16 protein-coding genes are annotated in these 24,453 nt (G+C 69.4%); 6 read left to right on the forward strand and 10 right to left on the reverse strand.

Annotation, left to right across the window (positions count from 1 at the left end):
- Positions 1-4: 4 nt before the first annotated feature.
- The 10 genes from AB0Q90_RS38275 to ngcE form a co-directional block, all read right to left on the reverse strand.
- Positions 5-1,432, reverse strand: coding sequence for a glycosyltransferase family 39 protein (locus AB0Q90_RS38275; protein WP_363163942.1), 1,428 nt, complete (start codon positions 1,430-1,432; stop codon positions 5-7).
- A 73-nt stretch (positions 1,433-1,505) separates the two neighbouring features.
- On the reverse strand, positions 1,506-3,029 hold the full coding sequence (locus AB0Q90_RS38280) for an amino acid permease (RefSeq protein WP_363163943.1): 1,524 nt from the start codon (positions 3,027-3,029) through the stop codon (positions 1,506-1,508).
- Positions 3,030-3,167: 138 nt separating this feature from the next.
- Positions 3,168-5,093 carry a 1-deoxy-D-xylulose-5-phosphate synthase gene (dxs, locus tag AB0Q90_RS38285; protein WP_363163944.1) on the reverse strand — a complete coding sequence of 642 codons (1,926 nt, stop codon included), beginning with the start codon at positions 5,091-5,093 and terminating at the stop codon, positions 3,168-3,170.
- 182 nt (positions 5,094-5,275) lie between these two features.
- Entirely contained in the window at positions 5,276-6,577 is a 1,302-nt protein-coding gene (locus AB0Q90_RS38290) for a sugar ABC transporter permease (RefSeq protein WP_363163945.1), read from the reverse strand.
- Complete coding sequence (locus tag AB0Q90_RS38295) at positions 6,574-7,365, reverse strand: ATP-binding cassette domain-containing protein (protein WP_363163946.1); 792 nt, start codon at positions 7,363-7,365, stop codon at positions 6,574-6,576. The genes AB0Q90_RS38290 and AB0Q90_RS38295 overlap by 4 nt, the downstream gene beginning before the upstream one ends.
- A 210-nt stretch (positions 7,366-7,575) precedes the next feature.
- Positions 7,576-8,676, reverse strand: a complete 1,101-nt coding sequence (locus AB0Q90_RS38300) for a substrate-binding domain-containing protein (protein WP_363164019.1) — start codon at positions 8,674-8,676, stop codon at positions 7,576-7,578.
- A gap of 133 nt (positions 8,677-8,809) precedes the next feature.
- Complete coding sequence (locus tag AB0Q90_RS38305; protein WP_363164020.1) at positions 8,810-10,009, reverse strand: ROK family transcriptional regulator; 1,200 nt, start codon at positions 10,007-10,009, stop codon at positions 8,810-8,812.
- 183 nt (positions 10,010-10,192) lie between these two features.
- Positions 10,193-11,116, reverse strand: a complete 924-nt coding sequence (locus AB0Q90_RS38310; protein ID WP_363163947.1) for a carbohydrate ABC transporter permease — start codon at positions 11,114-11,116, stop codon at positions 10,193-10,195.
- Between the two features lie 17 nt (positions 11,117-11,133).
- Complete coding sequence (locus tag AB0Q90_RS38315) at positions 11,134-12,069, reverse strand: sugar ABC transporter permease (protein WP_363163948.1); 936 nt, start codon at positions 12,067-12,069, stop codon at positions 11,134-11,136.
- A 55-nt stretch (positions 12,070-12,124) separates the two neighbouring features.
- Positions 12,125-13,567, reverse strand: a complete 1,443-nt coding sequence (gene ngcE, locus AB0Q90_RS38320) for an N-acetylglucosamine/diacetylchitobiose ABC transporter substrate-binding protein (protein WP_363163949.1) — start codon at positions 13,565-13,567, stop codon at positions 12,125-12,127.
- A gap of 346 nt (positions 13,568-13,913) precedes the next feature.
- Here ngcE and AB0Q90_RS38325 point away from each other — a divergent pair, with 346 nt between their 5' ends.
- From AB0Q90_RS38325 to AB0Q90_RS38350, 6 genes are all read left to right on the forward strand, one after another.
- On the forward strand, positions 13,914-17,696 hold the full coding sequence (locus AB0Q90_RS38325; protein ID WP_363163950.1) for a GH92 family glycosyl hydrolase: 3,783 nt from the start codon (positions 13,914-13,916) through the stop codon (positions 17,694-17,696).
- Positions 17,697-17,807: 111 nt separating this feature from the next.
- Positions 17,808-18,332: a hypothetical protein gene (locus AB0Q90_RS38330; protein ID WP_363163951.1), complete on the forward strand. Its 525-nt coding sequence runs from the start codon at positions 17,808-17,810 to the stop codon at positions 18,330-18,332.
- Positions 18,332-20,290 (forward strand): alpha-glucuronidase, encoded by a 1,959-nt coding sequence (locus AB0Q90_RS38335; RefSeq protein WP_363163952.1) that lies wholly within the window; start codon positions 18,332-18,334, stop codon positions 20,288-20,290. Before AB0Q90_RS38330 ends, AB0Q90_RS38335 begins: the two co-directional genes overlap by 1 nt.
- A 102-nt stretch (positions 20,291-20,392) precedes the next feature.
- Complete coding sequence (locus AB0Q90_RS38340; protein WP_363163953.1) at positions 20,393-21,796, forward strand: hypothetical protein; 1,404 nt, start codon at positions 20,393-20,395, stop codon at positions 21,794-21,796.
- 76 nt (positions 21,797-21,872) lie between these two features.
- Positions 21,873-23,123: an AAA family ATPase gene (locus AB0Q90_RS38345; RefSeq protein ID WP_363163954.1), complete on the forward strand. Its 1,251-nt coding sequence runs from the start codon at positions 21,873-21,875 to the stop codon at positions 23,121-23,123.
- Positions 23,124-23,245: 122 nt separating this feature from the next.
- Entirely contained in the window at positions 23,246-24,451 is a 1,206-nt protein-coding gene (locus AB0Q90_RS38350; protein ID WP_363164021.1) for a VWA-like domain-containing protein, read from the forward strand.
- Positions 24,452-24,453: the final 2 nt, after the last annotated feature.

Genomic DNA, 24,453 nt, shown 5'->3' on the forward strand with positions numbered 1-24,453 from the left:
TGTCTCACCGGCGCTCGTACAGCACCGCCCCGTCCACCCTGCCCGCCTCCTCGTACCCCGTCGCCAGCAACCGCCGTAGGCTCCGCAGCCGTTGCGGGGCGTACGGCTTGCCCCGGGAGTCGTCGACGATCAGAGCCGGGGGACGGTCCGTCAGCTCCTGGCGGAAGGTCTTCCAGGCGCCCTTCACCGCGTATCGCTCCCCCACCCGCGGGCCGTCCCTGCCGCCGCTGTAGTTCGTGAGGAGGCCCGCGGTCAGGTAACGGGTCGCGGGGGTGCGGTCGGCGAGCCAGTAGGCCTCCGGGTGTATGCCCCAGAACAGGACGCGGTCGCCGGGGTCGGTCAGGTGCTTGGCCGCGGTCGCCAGGCGGCGGGCGTGGTCCAGTTCCGGGCGGGGCGCCAGCAGGCCCCAGGTCAGGAACAGGGCGCAGCAGCAGGCCGTGGTCAGGACGGCGGCCACGCGCCGGTCGCGGGGCAGGAGATGCAGCGCGGCCGTCGCCAACAGGGCTGTCGGCGGGATGAGTTGCAGGTAGTAGTGGCCGAAGAAGTGGAAGCCGGTCAGGACCGCCCCGGCCGATGCCGTCAGCCACAGCCAGAGGTCCGCCGGCCCCCTCCGCCCGCGGGCCGCCCGTACGAGCGGCGGGAGCAGGCCCGCGCAGGCCACCGCGAGGATCGCGGTGTTCGTCAGGCCCCGTGTCAGGACGTGCAGTTCGGAGCCCGTGAAGGAGGCGTACGCCGACGACCCCGTCACCGTCCAGAACACGAACCCCGCCGGATCCGTGAGCAGCGCAGCGCCCAGCACCGGCAGCACGGCTCCCGCCCCGAGCCGCAGCAGCCCGCCCCGTGCCGCGCCGCACAGCCACAGCACCGGCAACAGGACGGCGCCGCCGGTCTGTTTGGCGAGGAACGCGCAGGCGACGGCGGCGCCCGCCAGGGCCCAGCGGCCGCGGTCCGCGCACCACATCGCGGCCGCCGTGCACGGCAGCATGAACACCTCGAACCCGGCGGCCTGCGCGTCCTCGGGGTTGAGGCCGATGGAGAGCAGCAGATACAGCACTCCGGCGGTACGGCCCGCCGAGTCGCCCCAGCGGCGACGGGCCAGCGAGACGAGCAGCGCCGCGGTGAGCAGCTGGGCGAGCACGGCCAGCAGCCGCACCGAGGTCAGCGACTCCGAGCCCGCCAGTGCGAACGCCCCCTGGTAGAGCCACGGCACGAGCGGTGGCTTGCGATCCACGACCGTCTCGTAGAGCTCCCCGCCGTGCGCCAGCATCCGGGCCTGTACGGCGAGGTAGCCCTCGTCGGGGTTCCACAGCGGCCGGGCGAAGGAGGGGATCCGCGTGACGCAGGCCAGCAGGGCCAGCACGGGCAGCAGCCGTCTCCAGTAGCCGCGGCCGACCCGCGGTTCGGACACGGAGCGTGACGGCGCGAGAAGCATGGACGTCACGCTATCCGGCCCCGCAGTCGCCGCCTGAGCGGGACATACGGGGCCGGAGCAGCGAAGGCAGCGATTACTCCGCGTCACCTCGCGGAGGCTTCATGATCTGGCCGACCGTGGTCTCCTCGTGCCGGCCGAGGCGGCTGTGGGAGCGGCCGTAGAGGAAGTAGACGACGAATCCGACGACCATCCAGACCCCGAACCGGACCCAGGTCTCGGCGGGCAGGTTCAGCATCAGCCACAGGGAGGCGCACACCGACAGGATCGGGACGACCGGAACCCACGGCGTGCGGAAGGCGCGGTGCAGGTCGGGGCGGGTCCGGCGGAGGATGATCACGCCGATCGCGACGACCACGAAGGCGAACAGGGTGCCGATGTTGACCAGTTCGGCGAGTTCACTGAGGGGGGTGAAGCCGGCCAGGATCGCGATCAGCACACCGAGCAGGATGGTCGGCCGGTGCGGGGTCTTGAACTTCGGGTGGACGTGGGAGAAGAAGCGCGGCAGCAGCCCGTCCCGGCTCATCGCGAAGAAGACGCGGGTCTGGCCGAGGAGCAGGATCATGCAGACCGTCGTCAGGCCGACCGCGGCGCCGAAGCTGATGAAGCCCGCGTACCAGGGATGCCCGGTGGCCTTGAAGGCGTCGGCGAGGGGGGCGGTCACGGACAGCTCGGTGTAGTGCTGCATGCCGGTCACCACGATGGACACGGCGACGTACAGGGTGGTGCAGATGGCCAGCGAGCCGAGGATGCCGCGGGGCATGTCGCGCTGCGGGTTCTTGGTTTCCTCGGCGGCCGTGGCGACGACGTCGAAGCCGATGAAGGCGAAGAAGACGACGGAGGCCGCGGTGAAGATGCCCATCACACCGAAGTTGGAGGGCGCCCAGCCGAACATCAGCTGGATGAGCGGCGCGTCCAGGCTCTCCCCCGCCTCCACGGTCTGCGCCTTGGGGATGAACGGGTCGTAGTTGTCGCCCTCGATGAAGAAGGCACCCGCGATGATCACCACCAGGACGACCGTCACCTTGATCGCGACGACGAGCGAGGTCACGCGCGCGGAGAGCTTGGTGCCGAGCACGAGGATGCCGGTGAGGACCAGGACCAGCGCGGCGGCGAGGATGTCGAAGCCGAAGCCGTCGGCGCCGTCTCTGGAGCCCAGTGCGTCGGGCAGGTGCCAGCCCGCGTTGTCCATCAGCGAGGCGATGTAGCCGGACCAGCCGACGGCGACCACCGCCGTACCGAGGGCGAACTCCAGGACGAGGTCCCAGCCGATGATCCAGGCGGGCAGTTCGCCCAGGGAGGCGTAGGAGAAGGTGTACGCGGAGCCCGCCACCGGAAGGGTGGAGGCGAACTCGGCGTAGCAGAGCGCAGCAAGCGCGCACGCGACGCCGGCCGCGACGAAGGCCAGCGCGACGGCGGGGCCGGCGTTGTTCTTGGCGACGGTGCCGGTCAGGACGAAGATGCCGGTGCCGATGATGACACCGACGCCGAAGACCGTCAGATCGAGCGCGGACAGAGATTTCTTGAGCGCGTGCTCTGGCTCCTCGGTATCGAGGATGGACTGCTCGACCTTCTTCGTCCGGAAGAGGGTGCTGCTCATGGGCGTACCTCCGACGCTTGTCGTCCCCGACATGATCGAGAGGGGGCGGGGTGCGCATGCCCTGACACAAGCGATGTCACACGGATGGGCCGGTTCCACCACCGCAAAGGGGGGTGGGACCGGCCCATTCGGAGGTACTCAGTCGCGCGCGGGCTCCACCGAGTCGACCTCGGCGGCCGTACGGTCGTACCGGCCGTCCAGCTTGGAGACGAGCCCGGTGACCTGGCGGGCGATGTCCGGGGCGGTCAGACCGATCTCCGCCATCACCTCGGCACGCGAGGCGTGGTCGAGGAAGCGCGGCGGGATACCGAAGTCGCGCAGCGGTACGTCCACTCCGGCGTCCCGCAGGGCCTGGGCGACCGCGGAACCGACGCCGCCGACGCGGGAGTTGTCCTCGACGGTGACGACCACGCGGTGCCGCTCGGCGAGCGGGGCCATGGCCTCGTCGACGGGCTTGACCCAGCGCGGGTCGACGACGGTGGCGGAGATGCCCTGCTTGTCGAGGAGGGAGGCGATCTCCAGGCACATCGGGGCGAGCGCGCCGACGGAGACCAGCAGCACGTCCGGGGTGTCCGTGCCCGGCTCGCGCAGCACGTCCATGCCGCCGACGCGGCCCACGGCCGGAACGGCGGGGCCGACGGCACCCTTGGAGAAGCGGACCACGGTCGGCGCGTCCTTGACCTCGACGGCCTCGCGCAGCTGGGCGCGGACCTGGTCGGCGTCGCGCGGGGCGGCGAGCCTGAGGCCGGGGACGACCTGGAGGATCGACATGTCCCACATGCCGTTGTGGGAGGCGCCGTCGGTGCCCGTGATGCCGGCCCGGTCCAGGACGAAGGTCACCCCGCACTTGTGCAGGGCGACGTCCATGAGGACCTGGTCGAAGGCGCGGTTGAGGAAGGTGGCGTACACCGCGAAGACCGGGTGCACACCGCCGGTGGCCAGGCCCGCCGCGGAGACGGCGCCGTGCTGCTCGGCGATGCCGACGTCGTAGACCCGGTCCGGGAAGGCCTTGGCGAACTTGTCCAGGCCGACCGGCTGGAGCATGGCCGCGGTGATGGCGACGATGTCCTCGCGCTCCTTGCCGAGCGCGACCATCTCCTCGCCGAAGACGGAGGTCCAGTCGGCGCCGGAGGAGGCGATCGGCAGGCCCGTGTCGGGGTGGATCTTGCCGACGGCGTGGAAGCGGTCGGCCTCGTCCTGGAGGGCGGGCTGGTAGCCGCGGCCCTTCTCGGTGAGGCAGTGCACGATGACGGGGCCGCCGAAGCGCTTGGCGCGGGCCAGCGCGGACTCCAGGGCCTCGATGTCGTGGCCGTCGATGGGGCCGACGTACTTCAGGCCCAGGTCCTCGAACATGCCCTGCGGGGCGATGAAGTCCTTCAGGCCCTTCTTGGCGCCGTGCAGGGTCTCGTAGAGCGGCTTGCCGACGACCGGGGTCCGCTCCAGGACCTCCTTGGTGCGGGCCAGGAAGCGCTCGTAGCCGTCGGTGGTGCGCAGGGTCGCCAGGTGGTTGGCGAGGCCGCCGATGGTCGGGGCGTAGGAGCGCTCGTTGTCGTTGACGACGATGACCAGCGGGCGGTCGCCGTCGGCGATGTTGTTCAGCGCCTCCCAGGCCATACCGCCGGTGAGGGCGCCGTCACCGATCACGGCGACGACATGGTCGTCCCGTTTGCGGATCCGGTTGGCCTTCGCCAGGCCATCGGCCCAGCCCAGGACCGTCGAGGCGTGGCTGTTCTCGATGACGTCGTGCTCGGACTCGGCCTGCGAGGGGTAGCCGGAGAGGCCGCCCTTCATCTTCAGCTTCGAGAAGTCCTGGCGGCCGGTGAGCAGCTTGTGGACATAGGACTGGTGGCCGGTGTCCCACAGCACCTTGTCCTTGGGGGACTCGAAGACCCGGTGCAGGGCGATGGTCAGCTCCACCACACCGAGGTTGGGGCCGAGGTGGCCGCCGGTCTTGGAGACCGCGTCGACGAGGAAGGTCCTGATCTCGCCGGCCAGCTGGTCCAGCTGCTCCAGGCTGAGCCGGTCCAGATCGCGCGGTCCCCTGATGCGGGTCAGCAGCGGCACCCGTGCCTCCTTGCAGTAGAGCTGTTGCCGGGCTTGTCGAGTCTAATGTTCCGCCTTTGCGGGCGGCGCCCGGGCTGTGCGTCGTACGTCACGCGATCGGCTGTACCCAAGATCAGGCGTTCCTACGACATGACTGTTGCCCGGCACCGCCATTGGTGCCGGGCAACAGGTCTCGGGGGCGGTCAGGCGCGACCGGCCGACTTCTGGGTCTTCCGGGTGACCGCGTCGATGACGACGGTCGCCATCAGGACACCACCGGTGATCATGTACTGGACCGGGGCGGCGATGCCCTCCAGGGCCAGGCCGTACTGGATCGAGACGATCACGAGAACACCGAGCAGGGCGTTCCACGTGCGGCCTCGGCCACCGAACAGCGAGGTACCGCCGATGACGGCCGCGGCGATGACGTTCATCAGGAACTCACCGGTGCCCGCGCCCTGGTTGGCGGAGGCGATCTTCGAGGCGACGAAGAGGCCGCCGATCGCGGCGAAGGTGCCGGCGATCGAGAAGACCGAGATCCGGACCAGGTCCACGTTGATGCCGGCGCGACGCGAGGCCTCGACGCTGCCGCCGAGCGCGAAGACCTTGCGGCCGTAGGCGGTGCGGCGCAGCACGAAGTCCGTCAGCATCAGGACCGCGAGGAAGAGCACCACGGCCAGAGGCAGGCCCTTGTACGAGTTGTAGACCATGGCCACGGCCAGGGAGACGACCCCCAGCAGTACCGTACGCAGAATCGTGTCGCTCAGCGGCCGGGACGGCACACCCGCGGCCTCGCGGCGCTTGTTGCCGTAGAAGGAGCTGAGGAAGAACAGCACGGTCACCGCGATGGCGAGCCCGTAGGCGGCGGCCACGTCGGAGAAGTAGTAGCTGGTCAGCTTGCCGACGACGCCGTCACTGTCCAGGTTGATGGTGCCGTTGTCGCCCAGGATCTTCAGCATGAAGCCCTGCCAGAACAGCAGGCCGGCCAGCGTCACCGCGAAGGCCGGGACGCCGATCTTCGCGAAGAAGAAGCCGTGGATCGCGCCGATGACCGTACCGGTGAGGATGGCCAGCACCAGGGCGAGCCACTCGTTCATGCCCTCGTTGACGCTGAGCACCGCGAACATGGCGCCCGCGACACCGGAGACGGAACCGACCGACAGGTCGATCTCGCCCAGCAGCAGGACGAAGACGATACCGACGGCGATCATGCCCGTGCCGACCATGGCGACGGAGATGTCGGACAGGTTGCCCGCGGTGAGGAAGTTGGAGTTCAGGCTCTGGAAGATGATCCAGATGACGGCCAGGCCGATGACGACCGGGATGGAACCCAGGTCGCCCGCCTTCATCTTGCGCTTGAACTCGGAGATGTAGCCCGCGAGTCCCTGCTCGCGCACCAGCAGTCGGGGGTCTACGGCGGTCGCGGCGCCGGCCGCGGCCTCGGGGTTCTCCACGACGTGGTCTTCCGGGGTCTCCGGAGCCTCAGAGGTCTTGTCGATGCTCACTTCTTGATCTCCCCAGTGGTGCGCGCCGCACGACGGGTCACAGCGTTTTCCGTGGCGCCCGTGATGGCGGAGATGATCTCTTCCTGCGAGGTCGACTTGACCTCGAAGACGCCGTTGTTGCGCCCGAGGCGCAGGACGGCGACCTTGTCGGCCACCGCCTTCACATCGGCCATGTTGTGGCTGATGAGGATCACGGCGTGCCCGCGCTCGCGCAGCCGCTCGACGAGGTCGAGGACCTGGGCGGTCTGCTCGACGCCGAGGGCGGCGGTGGGCTCGTCGAGGATGACCAGCTTGGGCTCGCCCAGCATGGAGCGGGCGATGGCCACCGTCTGGCGCTGACCGCCGGAGAGGGAGGCAATCGGGATGCGGACGCTGGGGATGCGGATCGACAGCGTGTCCAGCAGCTCGCGGGAGCGGCGCTCCATCTCGACCTCGTCCAGGATTCCGCGCTTGCGGATCTCCCGGCCCAGGTAGAGGTTGCCGACGACATCGATGTTGTCGCACAGCGCGAGGTCCTGGTAGACCGTCGCGATGCCCAGGTTCTGGGCGTCGTGCGGCTTGTTGATCGTTACGGCCTTGCCGTCCCACTCGATGACGCCGTCATCGATGGGGTGCACGCCGGCGATCGTCTTGACCAGCGTGGACTTTCCGGCACCGTTGTCGCCCACCAGGGCGACCACTTCACCGGCGTGGACCTCAAGCTCTACGTCGGTGAGCGCCTGAACGGCACCGAACCGCTTGGAGACCCCGCGCAACGCCAGCACGGGCGTAGCGGACACGTAAACCATCTCCTTCGCCGCCTGACCCGGCGGGAGGTTGTGCAGAAACACAGGGTGGGGGTGCGGGGGTTACCCGCGAGGGAACGTTCCGTCCGGCGCCCCGCGCCGAGCTTGCGGGGCTGTCGAATGCGCGGGGCGCCGGAAGGAAGCCTTGAGCGTCAAGTCCCGTACGGGAATTCAAGGACGAATTCCCGTACCTGGGAAGGGACTTGCGGCTGCTTACTCCAGGCCGATCTTCTCGCAGGCCGCCTTGTACTTGGCGGTGCAGATCTCCGCGACCGTGTAGACGCCGTCCTTGATGACGGTGTCCTGGATGTTGTCCTGGGTCAGCGAGGTGACGTCGACCAGGACCGACGGGATGCCCTTGTTGGTGGGGCTGTCGACCTTGTCCTGGGCGACGGAGTCGAGCGACTTGCCCTGGGCGAGCGCGACGGCCATCTCGGCGGCGGCGTCGGCCTCGGGGGCGTACGGCTTGTAGACGCTCATGTACTGCTCACCCGTGACGATGCGCTGCACACCGGCGAGCTCGGCGTCCTGACCGGTCACCGGGACGTCGTCGATGCCGGCGGCCTTGAGGGCGGTGATGATGCCGCCGGCCATGCCGTCATTGGCGGAGTAGACGCCGATGATCTTGTCCTTGCCGATCGCCGAGATCGCGCCCTCCATGTTGGCGTTGGCGTTCTCCGGCTTCCACTCCTTGGTGTCGTACTCCTTGCCGACGTTCACCTTGCCGTCGAGGACGGAGTGCGCGCCCTCCTTGAACTGGGCGGCGTTCGGGTCGGTGGAGGAGCCGTTCATCATGACGATCTGGCCGTCCTTGGCCTTGTCGCCAAGGGCCTCCAGGAGCGCCTCGCCCTGGGTCTTGCCGACCGTCACGTTGTCGAACGAGGTGTAGGCGTCGATCGGGCCCTGGGCCAGGCGGTCGTAGGCGACGACCGGGATGCCCGCGTCCTTGGCCTTCTGCACGGAGGACTTGATCGCGGCGGAGTCGACCGCGTCGAGGATGATCACGTCCACCTTGTTGGTGATCATCGACTCGACCTGCTGGGCCTGCTGGCTGGCGTCCTGCTTGGCGTTGGCGTAGACGACCTCGCCCTTGTCGTTCGTCAGCTCCTTGATCTTCTTCTCGATCAGGGGCTTGTCGAACTTCTCGTAACGCGCGGTCTGGTTCTCCGGAAGCAGGAGGCCGACCTTGATGTCGTCGCCCTTCTTGGCGCCCGACGTGGTGGAGCCGTTGTCGTCCGCCTCATCGGCGCTGCCACAGGCGGCGAGCGAGATGGCCATCGCACCTGCGGCAACGGCAACAGCGGCACGACGCATACGCGTGTTCACTTCAGAAACCTCCCTGACGAGGCCGCGTCGTTGCGGCCGAGGTGGCTGGAAGTCAACTCGGCCACGCGTGCGACGTCAAGAAGTAAATCCTTAACGGGTTGGCAACGGTGCCATCCGTTCTCTAAGTGAAGGCGGGTGCCGCTGCGTGCAGGGTGCCGTCCAAAAGGGTTGAATCGCCCATCTCGCTGAGTGCGAGAGCGAGCGCTCCGAGCACCTCTGCGCGACCCCCAAGTGCACCGGGGAGAACGGAGAGTTGACGTGCGGCGCTGGGGATCGCGTACCGGCTCACGGACTCTCTGATGGGCCCGAGAACCAGCTCGCCGGCCTCGGCGAGATCGCCACCGAGGACCACCCGGCTCGGGTTCAGAAGATTGCAGAGATTGGCCACTCCACTGCCGATATGGCGGCCGACGTCGGCGATCACCCGACGGCAGCCCGGGTCTCCGTCCCTGGCCAGCCGTACGACGCCCTCCATGGTGAGGTCGGTGCCGTGACTGGGCTGGAGGAGCGGAAGCACATAGCGCGCGGCCGCGAAGGTCTCCAGACAGCCCCGGTTTCCGCAACGGCAGACCGGGCCGGACTCATCAAGAGTAATATGCCCGATTTCTCCCGCTGTGCCACCCGGGCCGCGGTAGATGCGCCCGTTGATCACCAGACCGGCGCCGACACCGCTCGCGACCTTGATGTACGCCAGGTCCCGCACCCCGCGGCCACTGCCCCAGACCAGCTCGCCCAGTGCGCCCAGGTTGGCGTCGTTGTCCACGTGCACGGGCACGCCGAGCCTGCCGCGCAGCTCCTCGGCGGGCTTGGTGCCGGTCCAGCCCGGCAGGATGGCCGTCGAGCCCAGCGTGCCGGATTCCACGTCGATCGGGCCGGGCACGCCGAGACCCACCCCGGCGATCTTCGAGCGGTCCACGCCGGTGGCCGCGAGCAGGCGGTTGACCAGCTCTTCCGCCCGGTCGAAGCCCTGTGTCGAGGAGGCGTCCACATCCAACGGCTCGGACTCCTCGGCCAGCACCTGGTGGGCGAGGTTCCCGACCGCGACCCGCAGATGGGTGTGCCCGAAGTCCACCCCGATGACAATGCCCGCGTCCCCGCTCAGGGAGACGCTGCGGGCCCGGCGGCCGCCCGCTGACGTGGGCGTGACCTCGACGGTTCCGCCGTCCTTGAGCTCCCGGACGATATTGGACACCGTCGCCGCCGACAGGCCCGTCGTCCTGGCGATCTCCGCCTGGGTGAGCGAACCCGCCAGCCGTACGGCTCGGACGACCCGCTCCAGGTTGGCTCGGTGCAGCGACGACTGCGACCCCGGAGTCTCCACGACGACCTCCTGCGCGCGGGACCGCTTCAGTGAGGCCCCGTCTATGTCCAACTAGTGAACTCTAAGCTGAGCCGTTCGGGTTGCCTCCCGTCAAGAGGTTGAACAGCATCCGGGTCCCGGGACACACGGAAGCACGCCGCTCCCAGGGAGGGGAACGGCGTGCTTACGGCCGACTGCCGAGGGTTACTTCAAGGTCGCGGAGGTCAGGCCCGCCTGCACCTGGCGCTGGAACGACAGGTACACGACCAGCATCGGGATCATCGCGATCGTGACACCGGCGAAGAGGACCGGAAGGTCGGAGGCGTAGCCCTGCTGCTGCTGGAGCTGGATGAGCCCCTGGGTCAGGACATAACGTTCCGGATCGTCGCCGCTCTGCGGCTGCATCAGCACCGTCGGCAGGATGAACTGGTTCCACTGGCCGAGCGTGTTGAAGATGCCGACGCTCAGCAGACCCGGCTTCGCCATCGGCAGCATCACCTGGAAGAAGGTGCGGGTGTGCGAGGCCCCGTCCAGGATCGCCGCCTCGAACACCGCGGTGGGCAGGGTCCGGAAGAAGGCGTACATGAAGAACACCGTGAACGGCATCGAGTAGGCGACGTAGACCAGGATCAGACCCTGGTAGGTGTTCAGCATGTCCAGCCGTTTGACCATGAAGAACAGCGGGACCAGGGCCAGGAACACCGGGAACATCGCGCCCGCGACGAAGAAGTAGTACAGGAAGCGATTGCCCCAGAACTCGTAGCGGGCCAGCACGTACGCCGCCATCGAGCCGAACAGCATGGTCATCGGCACCGAGAACACCAGCACGATGACGGTGTTGAGGAAGTAGTCGCCGATGCCCCGGTCCCAGGCCCGGGAGAAGACGTCGAAGGTCCAGTTCTCGGGCCAGCCGAAGGCCGAGCCCGCGATCTGTGCGTCGGTCTTGAAGGAGCTGAGCACCAGCCACAGCAGCGGCAGCACGATCAGCAGGGCCCACAGCGCGAGGAAGCCGTGCGAGAAGGCGTTCAGGACGACGCCTTCGCCGCGCCGCTCACCGGCCCGGTGGGGTTCCTTGGTCACGGACCGCTGCACAGGCACGTCCGCGGTCTCCTTGATGGGTGCGCTCATCGTCGTATCTCTCCCGCTCAGAACTCGACGCGGTCGCGGCGGGTGGCGCGCAGCATGACCATGGACAGGATCAGGGTGAGCAGCAGCATGACCACGCCCATGGCGCAGGCGTAGCCGCTCTTGCCGTAGATCAGGAAGTTGCGCATCAGGACGGTCGCCATGACCTCGCTGTGGTGGTCGGGGCCGCCGCCGAACTCGCCGCCGGGCGCGGTCATGGTCGAGACCAGGATGAACATGTCCATCGCCACGATGCCGAGGTAGACCCACGCCGTCTGCACGGATTCCCACAGCAGGGGCAGCGTGATGCGGAAGAAGGACTGGCCGCGGCCGGCGCCGTCGATGATGGCGGCCTCGTAGATGTCCTTCGGGATCGACTGCATGGCGGCGGAGAACAGGACGAGGTAGAAGCCGACGCCGTGCCAGACGACCACCAGGATCAGCGCCCACAGCACCATGTTCGGCTCGTTGAGCCACTCGATCGGATCGCCCTCGTCGACCAGTCCGAGTTTGACCAGGAATCCGTTGAGCATGCCGCCGCTGTCGCTGCGGTAGACCGCGCCGAAGAGCACGGCCATGATCGCCAGTGACAGCACCTGCGGGAAGAAATAGACGACTTTGTAGAACTTGGACCCGGCGACGCCCGACACTCCGCCGGCCCGACCGCGCCCGCCCGCGTTCAGCATGAAGGCGAAGAACAGGGCGAGCAGAATGGTGATCACCGGGATGAACACCAGGAACAGGATGTTGTGCCAGATGGCCCCCAAGAAGATGTCGTCCTGGAACAGCGCCGTGTAGTTGTCCAGGCCGACGAAGCTGAAGGTCTGCGACTGGCCCTTCCAGTCCGTCAGCGAGTAGCCGAACGTCTGGAGGTAGGGCCAGATGACGAAGATCAGATAAAGCGCCACGGGGACGAGAAGAAATCCCGCGACGAACCCGTACTGCCCTTTGCGCATTGGCGTGTTTCCTGCCCTGGTGTTCTTTCTGATGGCCGTCGTTCGCCCTTCGGTGCTAGTCCCGGCGGTTGTTCTTGGACGCCGGGTCCTCAGCGGCCTTGTTCACCGCCGCCTGCGCCCGCTTCAGCCACTCCTTCGGCTGGATCCGCTGCGCCATCAGCTCGTTGGACGCGTTCTGGATCGCGGTGTCCATCTCGCTGTACCACTCGGTGTACAGGTACCGGAAGGTGTTGGTGCCGGCGGCCTTGGAGGCCTCCACCGTCGACTGCGTACCCGGCCGCAGCTGAACGCCGGAGTCGACGCCGTCCTGCAGGATGGTCAGCGAGTTCGCCTCCTTGGCGAAGGACGTCGACCACTCCTTGGAAAGCATCATCCGCATGAACTCCTTGGCCGCGGGCAGGTTCTTGGCCTTGGCCGGAATGATGAAGGGCTCGCCGGAGCCGGCCCGGATCGCCTCGAACGGCATCACGCTGTCCGGCAGCAGCGGCATCGGCAGGAACTTCATGTCGAAGTCCTCGGGCGTCTGCTTGAGCTGCTCGTTCTCCAGCCAGGAGCCGGACGTGATGAACGCGGCCTTGTACTGGTTCCACCGGGTCTGCGACTCGGTGTGCGTCAGGCCGTTCGTGCCGGGCAGCAGGTAGCCCTTCTCGACCACCTCGTAGACCGCCTCGATGGCGGCCTTCGCGGCCTCGGAGCCCTCGAACGCGTTGGGTTCGAGGTTGTCGATCGCCTTCATGGCCTCCAGGCCGCCGGTCTTGGCGATCAGGTCCATGATGGCGACGTTGATGTAGTACGGGTACTTGCCCTGGTGGGCGAGGCCGCCGATGCCCTGGGCCTTGGCGTCCTTGCAGATGGCGAGGAAGTCGTCCCAGGTCTGGGGCGCCTCCCAGCCCTTCTCCTGGAAGAGCTTGCCGGAGTACCACAGGCCCCACACCGTGTAGATGTAGTTGAGCGCGACGACCTTGCCGCTCTGCAGCCCCGGGTCGAGCGTGCCGGGGATGACGGTGTCGCGGACCTTCTTCGAGGGGTCGTCCACGCTCGGCGCGTCCAGGACCTCGGCGAGGTCGAGGAGTTGGCCGTTCTTGAACAGGACGTCGATCTTGATCTTCTGGGCGCCCGAGTTGTCCACGATGTCCGGCGGGTTCCCCGCGTTGAACCGCGGCTGGAGCTTGCCGGTGATCTCCTGGGTGCCGGTGTGGGTGGAGGTGACCCCCCACGCCTTCTCGAAGGACGCCTCCCACGCCTTGGCGTAGTCGTCGCCGTAGCCGCCCTTGAAGATGACGACGTCGAGCTTGCTGCCCTCCTTGACGCCGAACGGGTTCTTCGCGGAGGTCTTGCCCTCGGTGTCGGTGTCGGAGTCGTCGCCCCCACCACTGGCGCACGCGGACAGGAAGCTCATCGTGGGTACGGAGATCAGACCGAGCGCGGCGGACCGCTTGATCAGATCGCGGCGGTTGGTGCCCGCACTTGTGCTGTTCGGTTCGGAACTGGATCCCATGCTCAAGTCCTCGCCTTCTCCAGGACTCAGGCGGTGAACCGGATCCTCCCCGGCACCGCGGTCAGGTCAAGCAGGGTCGTGCAGGAAGTACCGTGAATCGCCGACAGGTATAGTCCACTTCCCGCCAGCGGAGCAAGATCGAATGCAAGGTTGGCCATCGGTCTTTTCCGAGTTGAGACCTCTCGGAAATATGAGCGGGCTGTGCGTTCCCCGGCGGAAATTTCCCTGCGACCACCCTGCGACACCACCGTCAACACCCTTGACACACCACACCACTTGAGCACCTACTGTTCCTTGCGCATCGAAGCTGACAACGTTGTCCAGAGCGCAGGGAGGGTGCTTGCTGATGAGGCACAGACGTGGCACGGCGGTCGCTTGGGCGACCGCCTTCGCTTTGGCGGTGGGCTCACAGGGCGTGGCCGTCGCCCTTCCGGAGGCACCCTCGGCGGAGCGCGGGTTCGCCTCCTCCTTCGAGGCCGGCGAACCCGCCCCGGACTGGCTCAACACCGTCGACACCGCGGCGGACGGCAGCAAACGGGCCTCGGGCGTCGACGGCGGGTACAGCAGCGGCATTCCGGGCAATGTGACCGACCATGTCACGGACGTCCGGGCGAGCGGCGAGAACACCGGCGCCGGCGAGGTGAAGGAGAACCTCGTCGACGGCGAGCCGAGCACCAAGTGGCTGACCTTCGAGTCCACGGGATGGGTCGAGTTCGACCTGGACGAACCGGTCAAAATCGCCACCTACGCCCTCACTTCGGCCAATGACCACGACGAGCGCGACCCCGTCGACTGGACCCTGAAGGGCTCCACGGACGGCAAGGAGTGGAAGACGCTGGACACCCGGTCGGGTGAATCCTTCGCCGAGCGCTTCCAGACGAAGACCTACGACCTCGCCGAGCCCGCCGAGTTCGGGCACTTCCGGCTGGACGTGACGAAGAACAACGGCGGGGGCATCCTCCAGATCGCCGATGTGCAGTTCTCCACGGGCGCGAGCGAGGGGCCCGTGCCGCAGGACATGCTCTCGCTGGTCGACCGCGGCCCGAGCGGCTCACCGACCGCGAAGGCGGCCGCGGGCTTCACCGGCAAGCGGGCGCTGCGCTACGCGGGCCGGCACACGGCGGACGGGCGGGCGTACTCGTACAACAAGGTCTTCGACGTGAACGTGGCCGTCGGGCGGGACACCCGGCTGTCGTACCGGATCTTCCCGTCGATGGCCGACGGCGACCTGGACTACGACGCCACGAACGTCTCGGTGGACCTGGCCTTCACGGACGGTACGCACCTCAGCGACCTGAAGGCGACGGACCAGCACGGGTTCGCGCTGACCCCGCAGGGACAGGGGGCCGCCAAGGTCCTCTACGTCAACCAGTGGAACAACGTCGTCTCCCGGATCGGGTCGGTAGCGGCGGGCAGGACGGTGGACCGGATCCTGGTCGCCTACGACTCCCCCAAGGGTCCGGCGAAGTTCCGCGGCTGGCTCGACGACATCGCCCTGAAGGCCGTACCGCAGGAGCCGCCGAAGGCGCATCTGTCGGACTACGCGCTGACGACCCGGGGCACCAACTCCAGCGGCGGCTTCTCGCGCGGCAACAACTTCCCCGCGACCGCGGTGCCGCACGGCTTCAACTTCTGGACGCCGGTGACCAACGCGGGCTCGCTGAGCTGGCTGTACGACTATGCGCGGGCGAACAACGCGGACAACCTGCCGACGATCCAGGCGTTCAGCGCGAGCCATGAGCCGAGCCCCTGGATGGGCGACCGGCAGACCTTCCAGGTGATGCCGTCCGCCGCGGCCGGCACCCCGGAGACCGGGCGTGAGGCCCGCGAGCTGGCCTTCCGGCACGAGAACGAGACCGCGCGGCCGTACTACTACGGCGTGCGGTTCGAGAACGGGCTGAAGGCGGAGATGACGCCGACCGACCACGCGGCCGTGCTGCGCTTCACCTACCCCGGCGACGACGCCAGTGTGCTCTTCGACAACGTGACCGACCAGGCCGGGCTGACGCTCGACCCCTCCGGAAGCAGCTTCACCGGCTACTCCGACGTGAAGTCCGGGCTGTCGACCGGAGCGACCCGGCTCTTCGTGTACGGCGAGTTCGACGCGCCGGTGACGGAGGGCACGTCCAGCGGGGTCAAGGGGTATCTGCGGTTCGACGCCGGTGACGACCGCGCCGTCACGCTGCGGATCGCGACCTCGCTGATCAGCGTGGACCAGGCGAAGGCCAACCTGCGCCAGGAGATCCCGGAGGGCACGTCCTTCGACGGCGTCAAGAACCGCGCCCAGCGGCAGTGGGACCGCATCCTCGGCAAGGTGGAGGTCGAGGGCGCGACGCCGGACCAGCTGACCACGCTGTACTCCAGCCTCTACCGGCTGTACCTGTACCCCAACTCCGGCTTCGAGAAGGTCGGTTCGAAGTACCAGTACGCCTCGCCGTTCTCGCCGATGCCGAATCCGGACACCCCGACGCACACCGGCGCGAAGATCGTGGACGGCAAGGTGTACGTCAACAACGGCTTCTGGGACACCTATCGGACGACCTGGCCGGCGTACTCACTGCTGACGCCCACTCAGGCGGGTGAGATGGTCGACGGGTTCGTGCAGCAGTACAAGGACGGCGGCTGGACCTCGCGCTGGTCCTCGCCGGGGTACGCGGACCTGATGACCGGCACCTCCTCGGACGTCGCCTTCGCCGACGCGTACGTCAAGGGCGTCGACTTCGACGCCAAGGCGGCGTACGACGCGGCCGTGAAGAACGCCACCGTCGTGCCGCCGTCCTCGGGCGTGGGCCGCAAGGGCATGGCGACCTCGCCGTTCCTCGGCTACACCAGCACCGACACCCACGAGGGTCTGTCGTGGGCGCTGGAGGGCTACCTCAACGACTACGGCATCGCGCGGATGGGCCAGGAGCTGTACCGGAAGACCGGCGAGAAGCGCTACCAGGAGGAGTCGGAGTACTTCCTGAACCGGGCCCAGGACTATGTGAATCTGTTCGACTCCGAGGCCGGTTTCTTCCAGGGCCGCAGCGCCAAGGGTGACTGGCGGGTCGAGTCGGCCAAGTACGACCCGCGTGTGTGGGGTTACGACTACACCGAGACCAACGGCTGGGGCTACGCCTTCACCGCCCCCCAGGACTCGCGCGGTCTCGCCAACCTCTACGGCGGCCGGAGCAAGCTCGCCGACAAGCTCGACGGGTACTTCTCCACCCCGGAGACCGCCTCCCCCGACTTCGTCGGCTCCTACGGCGGCGTCATCCACGAGATGACGGAGGCGCGGGACGTACGGATGGGCATGTACGGGCACTCCAACCAGGTCGCCCACCACGCGATCTACATGTACGACGCGGCCGGGCAGCCCTGGAAGGCGCAGAAGAACGTCCGCGAGGTGCTCTCCCGCCTCTACACCGGCAGCGAGATCGGCCAGGGCTACCACGGCGACGAGGACAACGGCGAGCAGTCGGCCTGGTTCCTGTTCTCCGCGCTCGGCTTCTATCCGCTGGTGATGGGCAGTGGTGAGTACGCCGTCGGGTCGCCGCTGTTCACCAAGGCGACGGTGCATCTGGAGAACGGCGAGGACCTGGTCGTCAGGGCGCCGAAGAACAGCGCCCGCAATGTCTATGTGCAAGGCCTGAAGGTCAACGGGCGTACCTGGACGTCGACTTCGCTGCCGCACTCGCTGCTGGCGAAGGGCGGGGTCCTGGAGTTCGACATGGGCCCGCGGCCCTCGTCCTGGGGCACGGGCAAGAACGCGGCGCCCGTGTCGATCACCCAGGACGACAAGGTACCGACCCCGCGCGCGGACGTCGTGAAGGGTGAGGGTGCGCTGTTCGACAACACGTCCGCGACGGACGCGAAGGTGACCTCGGTGGACCTGCCGGTGCCCCAGGGCGCCGATGTCGTCCAGTACACGCTGACCTCGTCGGGCCGCGCCGAGGCGCCCACCGGCTGGGTGCTCCAGGGCTCGGCCGACGGCACCGAGTGGACGGACCTGGACCGGCGCTCGGAGGAACCCTTCCGCTGGGACCGGCAGACGCGGGCCTTCGGCATCGAGGATCCGGGGAGCTACCGGCACTACCGCCTCGTCCTCGACGGTGAATCCTCGCTGGCGGAGGTGGAGTTGCTGGCCTGATCCCACCATTCCCGGACATCGCCATATACCCCGGGAGTGACCTCTGTTCCACAATGGCCGGGCCGCGGGCGCATTCCCGCGGCCCGGTCACGGGAGGGGGACGACGCACGGATGAGCATCATCAGACGTCTCATGGGGTGGCTCACGGGGTCCGCGCTGGTCGCCGGTGCCCTGCTCGGCACGGCCGCACCGGCGCAGGCGTACAGCCCCAATCCCAGCGTGGGCAAGTACTACTACGACACCGACAACTGCCCGTGCAGCGGCGGCAATCTGACCGATCCGTTCGACGGCACCTACTTCTCGAACGACCCCGGCGGCCTGGCCGTCAAGATGGAGCTCAGCGACGACGGCTGGTTCGTCGGCAAGGTGGAGTTCCACCCCTACGACGAGAAGCTCTGGGTCTACGACACCCGGAACGACGGGGACACCTTCGTCGTCTCCGTCTCGTACACCTACGCGGGCGACTACCACTACGTCGGCACCTACCAGCCGCCTGGCACCACCGAGACCGTGGACCTCAAGGTCGCCGACCTCGACATCCCCGAGGGCGCCTATGTCGACATCTCGGTCTACGACGATGTGGAGCGCTCCGACCTGATCACCGCGGCGCGCGGTACCGGCGCGGCGGTCGCCTAGTGACGAACGGTACCGATCCGGCGTGGCTGCCACGCGCCGCCTTCCGGGCGGTCGGCAGCCGTTCCTCGCTGGTCCGCGGGGCCGGGCCGCTCGTGGACACCGTGCACGCCGAACTGGCCGCGGCCTGCGGTGACTTCGGTGGCCGGGTGGAGCGCGGTGACACCGCGGCCGCCAGCGAGCTCGTGCTCGAACTGAGCGGCGACAGCGACGACCAGGGCTTCACGTACGCCCGCGAGGACGGGCGGACGACGGTCACCGCGTCCGGTGGGCGCGGGCTGCTGTACGGGCTGTTCCATGTCGTACGGCTCGGCGAGGACGCCTTCCAGGGGGCGACGGCACGGCAGGTGCACCGGCCCGCGGTGGCGCTGCGGATGGTGGACCACTGGGACAACGTGGCCGTGCACCCGGTGATGGGGCAGGTGGAGCGCGGGTACGCCGGTGGCTCGCTGTTCTGGCGGGACGGGCGGGCGCGCGGCGAGCCGGCGCGGGTGCGGGCGTACGGCAGGCTGCTGGCGGCCTGCGGGATCAACGCCGTGGCCGTGAACAACGTGAACGTGCACGCGACCGAGGCCCGCCTGCTCACCGACCGGATCGGTGAAGTCGCGGACATCGCCGCCGAGTTGCGGCCGTACGGCATCCGGACGCACCTCTCGGTGAGCTTCGCCGCTCCGGTCGTGCTCGGCGGGCTGCCCACGGCCGATCCGCTGGACGAGCGGGTGCGTGCGTGGTGGGCGGAGGCGACCGCACGGGTGTACGCGGCGATCCCCGACTTCGGCGGCTACGTGGTGAAGGCCGACTCGGAGGGGCAGCCGGGGCCCTTCGCCTACGGACGCAGTCATGCGGACGGCGCGAACATGCTGGCGGCGGCGCTGCGGCCGCACGGCGGCACCGTGCACTGGCGGGCCTTCGTCTACAACCACCGCCAGGACTGGCGGGACCGGACGACGGACCGGGCGCGGGCCGCGTACGACCATTTCGTACCGCTGGACGGGGAGTTCGCCGACAACGCCGTCCTTCAGGTGAAGCACGGGCCGATGGACTTCCAGCCGCGCGAGCCGGTGTCACCGCTGATCGGGGCGATGCCGCGCACCCGGCTCGCGGTGGAGGTGCAGGCGACGCAGGAGTACACCGGACAGCAGCGGCATGTGTGCTGGCTGGGGCCGATGTGGAGCGAGGTGCTGCGGTTCCCGGTCGAACAGGGGGCGCCCGTCGGGGAGTTGGCGCACGGCGGGCTGGTGGCCGTGTCCAACGTCGGTGACGACCCGTACTGGACCGGGCATCCTCTCGCCCAGGCCAATCTGTACACCTTCGGGCGGCTTGCCTGGGATCCGGGCGCGGATCCGGGCGCGGTGCTCGACGAGTGGATCGGGCTCACCTTCGGGCCGGAGCCCTCGGCGGTGCTGCGCGCGGGACTGCACTCGGTGCTGGACGACTCGTGGCGGACGTACGAGAAGTACACCGCACCGCTCGGGGTGGGGTTCATGGTGCAGCCGGGGCACCACTACGGGCCGAGCGTGGACGGGTACGAGTACAGCCCGTGGGGGACCTATCACTTCGCCGACCGGGACGGGGTGGGGGTCGACCGGAGCGTGGCGAGCGGCACGGGGTACGCCGGGCAGTACGGCAAGGAGTGGGCCTCGGTGTACGAGTCGCCTGACTCCTGCCCGGACGAGCTGCTCCTGTTCTTTCACCATGTGTCATACGGCCACATGCTGAAGAGCGGGAAGACGGTGATCCAACATATCTACGACACGCACTTCGAGGGTGTGGAGGAGGCAGAGGCGGCTCGGGACGTGTGGGCGTCGCTGGCCGGCCTGGTGGACCCGGCGCGTCACGCGCGCGTGAGCGAGCTGTTCGAGGAGCAGCTCCGCAGTGCCCGGGAGTGGCGCGATCAGGTCAACAGCTACTTCTTCCGGAAGTCGGGGGTCCCGGACGAGCGGGGGCGGCACATCAACTGAGGCCGGGAACTGACAGATCGCGATCGTGGTGCTTATGATGCCCACGATGATGAACTTCTCCTCGTACAGATTGGGGGACTCGCTCGCTCAAGGTGATTGCTGATGGCACACCTTTTCGCGAACGAGATTCCGACCCGCCTGTTGATGTGGCAGCGCGTGCGCGAGTACGCCGTGCCACCGTCCATGATCGAGACCGCGGCCGCACGACGTGCGGTCGGTGACTGGGCCGGCGCCTGCGCCGCTGCCCGGGTCGACGTCGATCTCGATCTGCGCGCCGTGCGCAGTCGCCACGGCACTGATGTCCTCACCCGCCTCCGTGCGGATCTGCGTCGGCTGGCGCCGGATCTGCTCCGCTGGCACATGCCGCGGGTCGCCCCCGACGGGCGGCTGCGGCCCGGCCTCACTCTCTGCCTGGCCCGCTACCGGGGTTCGGGCGCCGCTCCCCTCCAACTGGTCGTGCGGACACCTCCTGCCTGGGCGGACGCCGGTCAGCGCATGGCGCTGTCCCTGTGGGAGGAGTCCGGGCACAGCCCGCCCGGACACCATCCGCACCCGCATCCCGAACGGCGGTTCCGGCTCGACCTGCACCGGCACCTCTGGGACGCCCGGCGGAGCGGTGAACTGGCGCGGCGCTGCGGTGCGCCGGCCCTGCCGGAGGGACATTGGGCCGCCGAGGCGGAACTGCTGTTGCGGGCCGAGGGCCGCCCACGCGGGGCCTTCACGGTGCGACTCGGCGCGCGCAGCCGTGCCGTGCTCGAACTCGTCGCCCCGGACGACAGCCACGCCCCGACGTTCCGGCCGCTGCGGGAGGCGCTGCCGCCGCAGGAGGTCGCGGCGCTTCCGGTGCTGCCGGAGGCGGCGGTCAGGGTCCTTCCGGATCTGGAGCTGCTGCGGGCCGGGTTGCTCACGGCCGACCGGCTGCATCCGCTCGTCGCCGCCGCGTTGACGGCGTCAGGCTCGGTGCCGACGTCCGCCTCCGCCGCCGTAGGACCCGCCGTTGAGCCGAGCGACCCGCACCGGGTGGAGTGCCAGGGCGAGGTCCATCGGATCGCCCTGCGGGACGGGGTGCTGACAGCGGTCGATCACGACCCGGCTCAACTGCGCCGGGAGGAACTGCTGGTGGCGCTCGGTGGGCCGGCCCTGCCCTGCCTGCGGGCGATCGACGCGGTGCACCGCAGCCCGGAGGCCCTGCCCGCGGTCCGGGAGCGGCTCGGCCACGGTGATGTCGCCGGGGCGCTGGCCGTCGTCGAAGGGCTGCTCGGTCCCGGTGCGGTCCTGCGCGACGGGCCGCTCCGGGAGGAACTGGAGTCGGCCGCGGCCCGCCGTATCGATCACGGGCTCTTCCGCTCGGGGCTGGTCGCCGTACATCCCGCCGCCGGTACGGCACTGGACGAGGCCGCCACGGGCGGGCCGGAGCCGAATCACCGTCCCCGGCTGGACCGCCGAACTCCGCACGACATGCTCCGCAAGCGGAACAGCTGGGTCCGGCCGCGTCTGGCCTGCTGACCGGGCTCTTCCGCCCACTCTCCCACGACTTCCGGGACGGGCCGACCCGTCCCCCTCTCCCCCTCTGGTGATGCCCATGACTTCCAGCACCCTGCTGCCCGCCACCGACCGCCAACTCGCCGTCGCCAACAGCCTCCTGACGCTCCTTCGGGCGACCACCACCGAGCCGCGCCCCGACGAGCAGCTCGAAGCGCTCACCCTGGCCGTCGCGGCCGACCTGCCCGTGCTGCTCTGGGGCGAGCCGGGCATCGGCAAGACCGCGGCCCTGACACAGCTCGCCGCCTCCCTCGACCTGCCGCTGACGACCGTGATCGCCAGCGTCCACGAGCCGACCGACTTCTCCGGGCTGCCCATCGTGGGCGACGACCCCGCGGTGCAGGGCGTGCCGATGGCGCCGCCGCAGTGGGCCGTGGAGCTCGTCCGGGCGGGGCGGGGGCTGCTCTTCCTCGACGAACTCTCCACCGCCACCCCGGCCGTGCAGGCCGCGCTGCTCCGGGTGGTGCTGGAGCGGAAGGTCGGTGCTCTCCAACTGCCGCCGGGGGTAAGGATCGTGGCCGCCGCCAATCCGCGTGCCTCGGCGGCGGACGGGTGGGAACTGAGCCCGCCGCTGGCCAACCGGTTCGTGCACCTGTACTGGGTGCACGACCGCGACGTGGTGGTGCGGGGGCTGGGTGGTGTCTGGCCCCGGGCCGAACTGCCCCGGCTGCGGCCGGAGCTGCTGCCGGAGGCGGTTGCCTACGCCCGGCGCGCGGTCTGCGACTTCCTGACCGCCCGGCCGACACTGATCCACCGGCTGCCGAGCACCGAGACACGGCGCGGCGGAGCCTGGCCCTCACCCCGGAGCTGGGAGACCGCGCTGACCCTGCTGGCCTTCGGCACGGCGGCCTCCGTCTCCCGGGAGGTACTGGCGCTGCTCGTGCGGGGCGCTGTCGGAGACGGTCCTGGGCTCGAACTCCTCGCCCATCTCGACCGGATGGACCTGCCCGACCCCGAGACACTGCTGGCCGATCCGGCCTCGGCCGAGCTGCCGGAGCGCGGCGACCTGCGTCAGGCCGCACTGGAGGCGGTGGTGGCCGCGGTCGGAGCACGGCCGGAACGGGAGCGGTGGGAGGCCGGATGGGCGGTCCTGGTCCGGGCCCTGGAGACCGGCGCCCCCGATCTGCTGGTCGCCCCCGCCAAGGCGCTGGCCGCACTGCGCCAGGACGGCTGGGAGGTGCCGCAGGCGGTGGAGCGGCTGGCCGCGGTGGTCGGTCTCGCCGACCGCGCGGACCGGTCGGTGGAACGGGTGGCGGCCGGGGCCGCGCGAGCCCAGCAGGTACGCGGATGACGGGGGCCGTGCGGCGGCCGGTGCCGCGCCCCATGTCCCCGCCTCCGCCGCCGCGTCCGGTGCGCAATACGTTGACGCCGCCGTCGGCCGAGGCAGGCCACAGCGCCGAACTCCCCCTGGACATGGAGAAGTTGCTGGCCGCCCGGCTGCACGCGGTCAAGGTCCGCCCCTATCTCGCCGTCGCGCTCTTCGCACTGCACGTGGTGGAGGACCGGTCGGTGCCGACCATGGCGGTCGACGCGCACTGGCGCTGCTACGTCTCCCCCGGTTTCGTGGCGCGCACCCCGGTGGAGGAGCTGGCGGGCGTCTGGGTGCACGAGGTCTCCCATCTGCTGCGGGACCACCACGGGCGGGGCGAGCGGTATGCGCGGGAGCACGAGAAGCACGGGCCGGGCGAAAGGCTGCGGCGGAACATCGCCGCGGACTTCGAGATCAACGACGACATCTACGGCGACGGACTGCCCCGGCCCGTCGGAGTGCTGCACCCGTCGATGCTGCGGCTGTCCGACGGGCTGCTGATGGAGGAGTACCTGCGGACGGCGTCGCTGTCCGGGCTCGCCGCCGACCTGGCCTGGCTGGACTGCGGCAGCGGTGCCGACGGGCAGGAGCGGCCGTGGGAGCTGGGTCCCGACGGGGCGAACGGGCTGAGCAGGCAGCAGCGGGACGCGGTGCGCTTCCGGGTCGCCGAGGGAATCAAGGGCCGGCCCGGCGACGCTCCGGAGGGGTGGCGCCGATGGGCGGACGAGGCCTTCCATCCGCCGCAGCCGTGGCGGCAGTTGCTGGGGGCGGCGGTGCGGTCCGCGGCCGGTGCGCCGGGGGTGGGCGAGAACCACACCTACCGGCGTCCGTCACGGCGCTCGGCCAGTGTCCCGGGGGTGGTGCTGCCGAGCCTGCGCCGCACCCCGCCCCGGGTCTGCGTCGTGATCGACACCTCCGGGTCGGTGAGCGACGCCGAGCTGGGCAGCGCGCTGCTGGAGGTGGCGGCGATCTCACGGGCCGTGGGCGGGCGGCGCGACCTGGTCTCGGTGATCTCCTGCGACGCGGCGGCCGGAGTCGCCGTCCCGCTCTGCCGCGCCGAGGGCCTCGAACTGATCGGCGGCGGAGGGACCGATCTGCGCTCGGGTTTCGCCCGGGCGCTTCGCTCCCGCCCCCGTCCGGACGTGGTCGTCGCCCTGACGGACGGCCAGACACCCTGGCCCTCCGCGCAGCCGCCCTGCCGTACGGTCGTCGGCCTCTTCCCGCGTCCGGTCCGCGCCGTGAACGAGAACGACCCGGACTATGTACCTGACACTCCGCCGTCCTGGGCACGTGTCGTCACCATCGGCTGACC

Origin of the sequence: Streptomyces sp. NPDC079141 (assembly GCF_040686775.1) — a bacterium.
Lineage (GTDB): Bacteria > Actinomycetota > Actinomycetes > Streptomycetales > Streptomycetaceae > Streptomyces.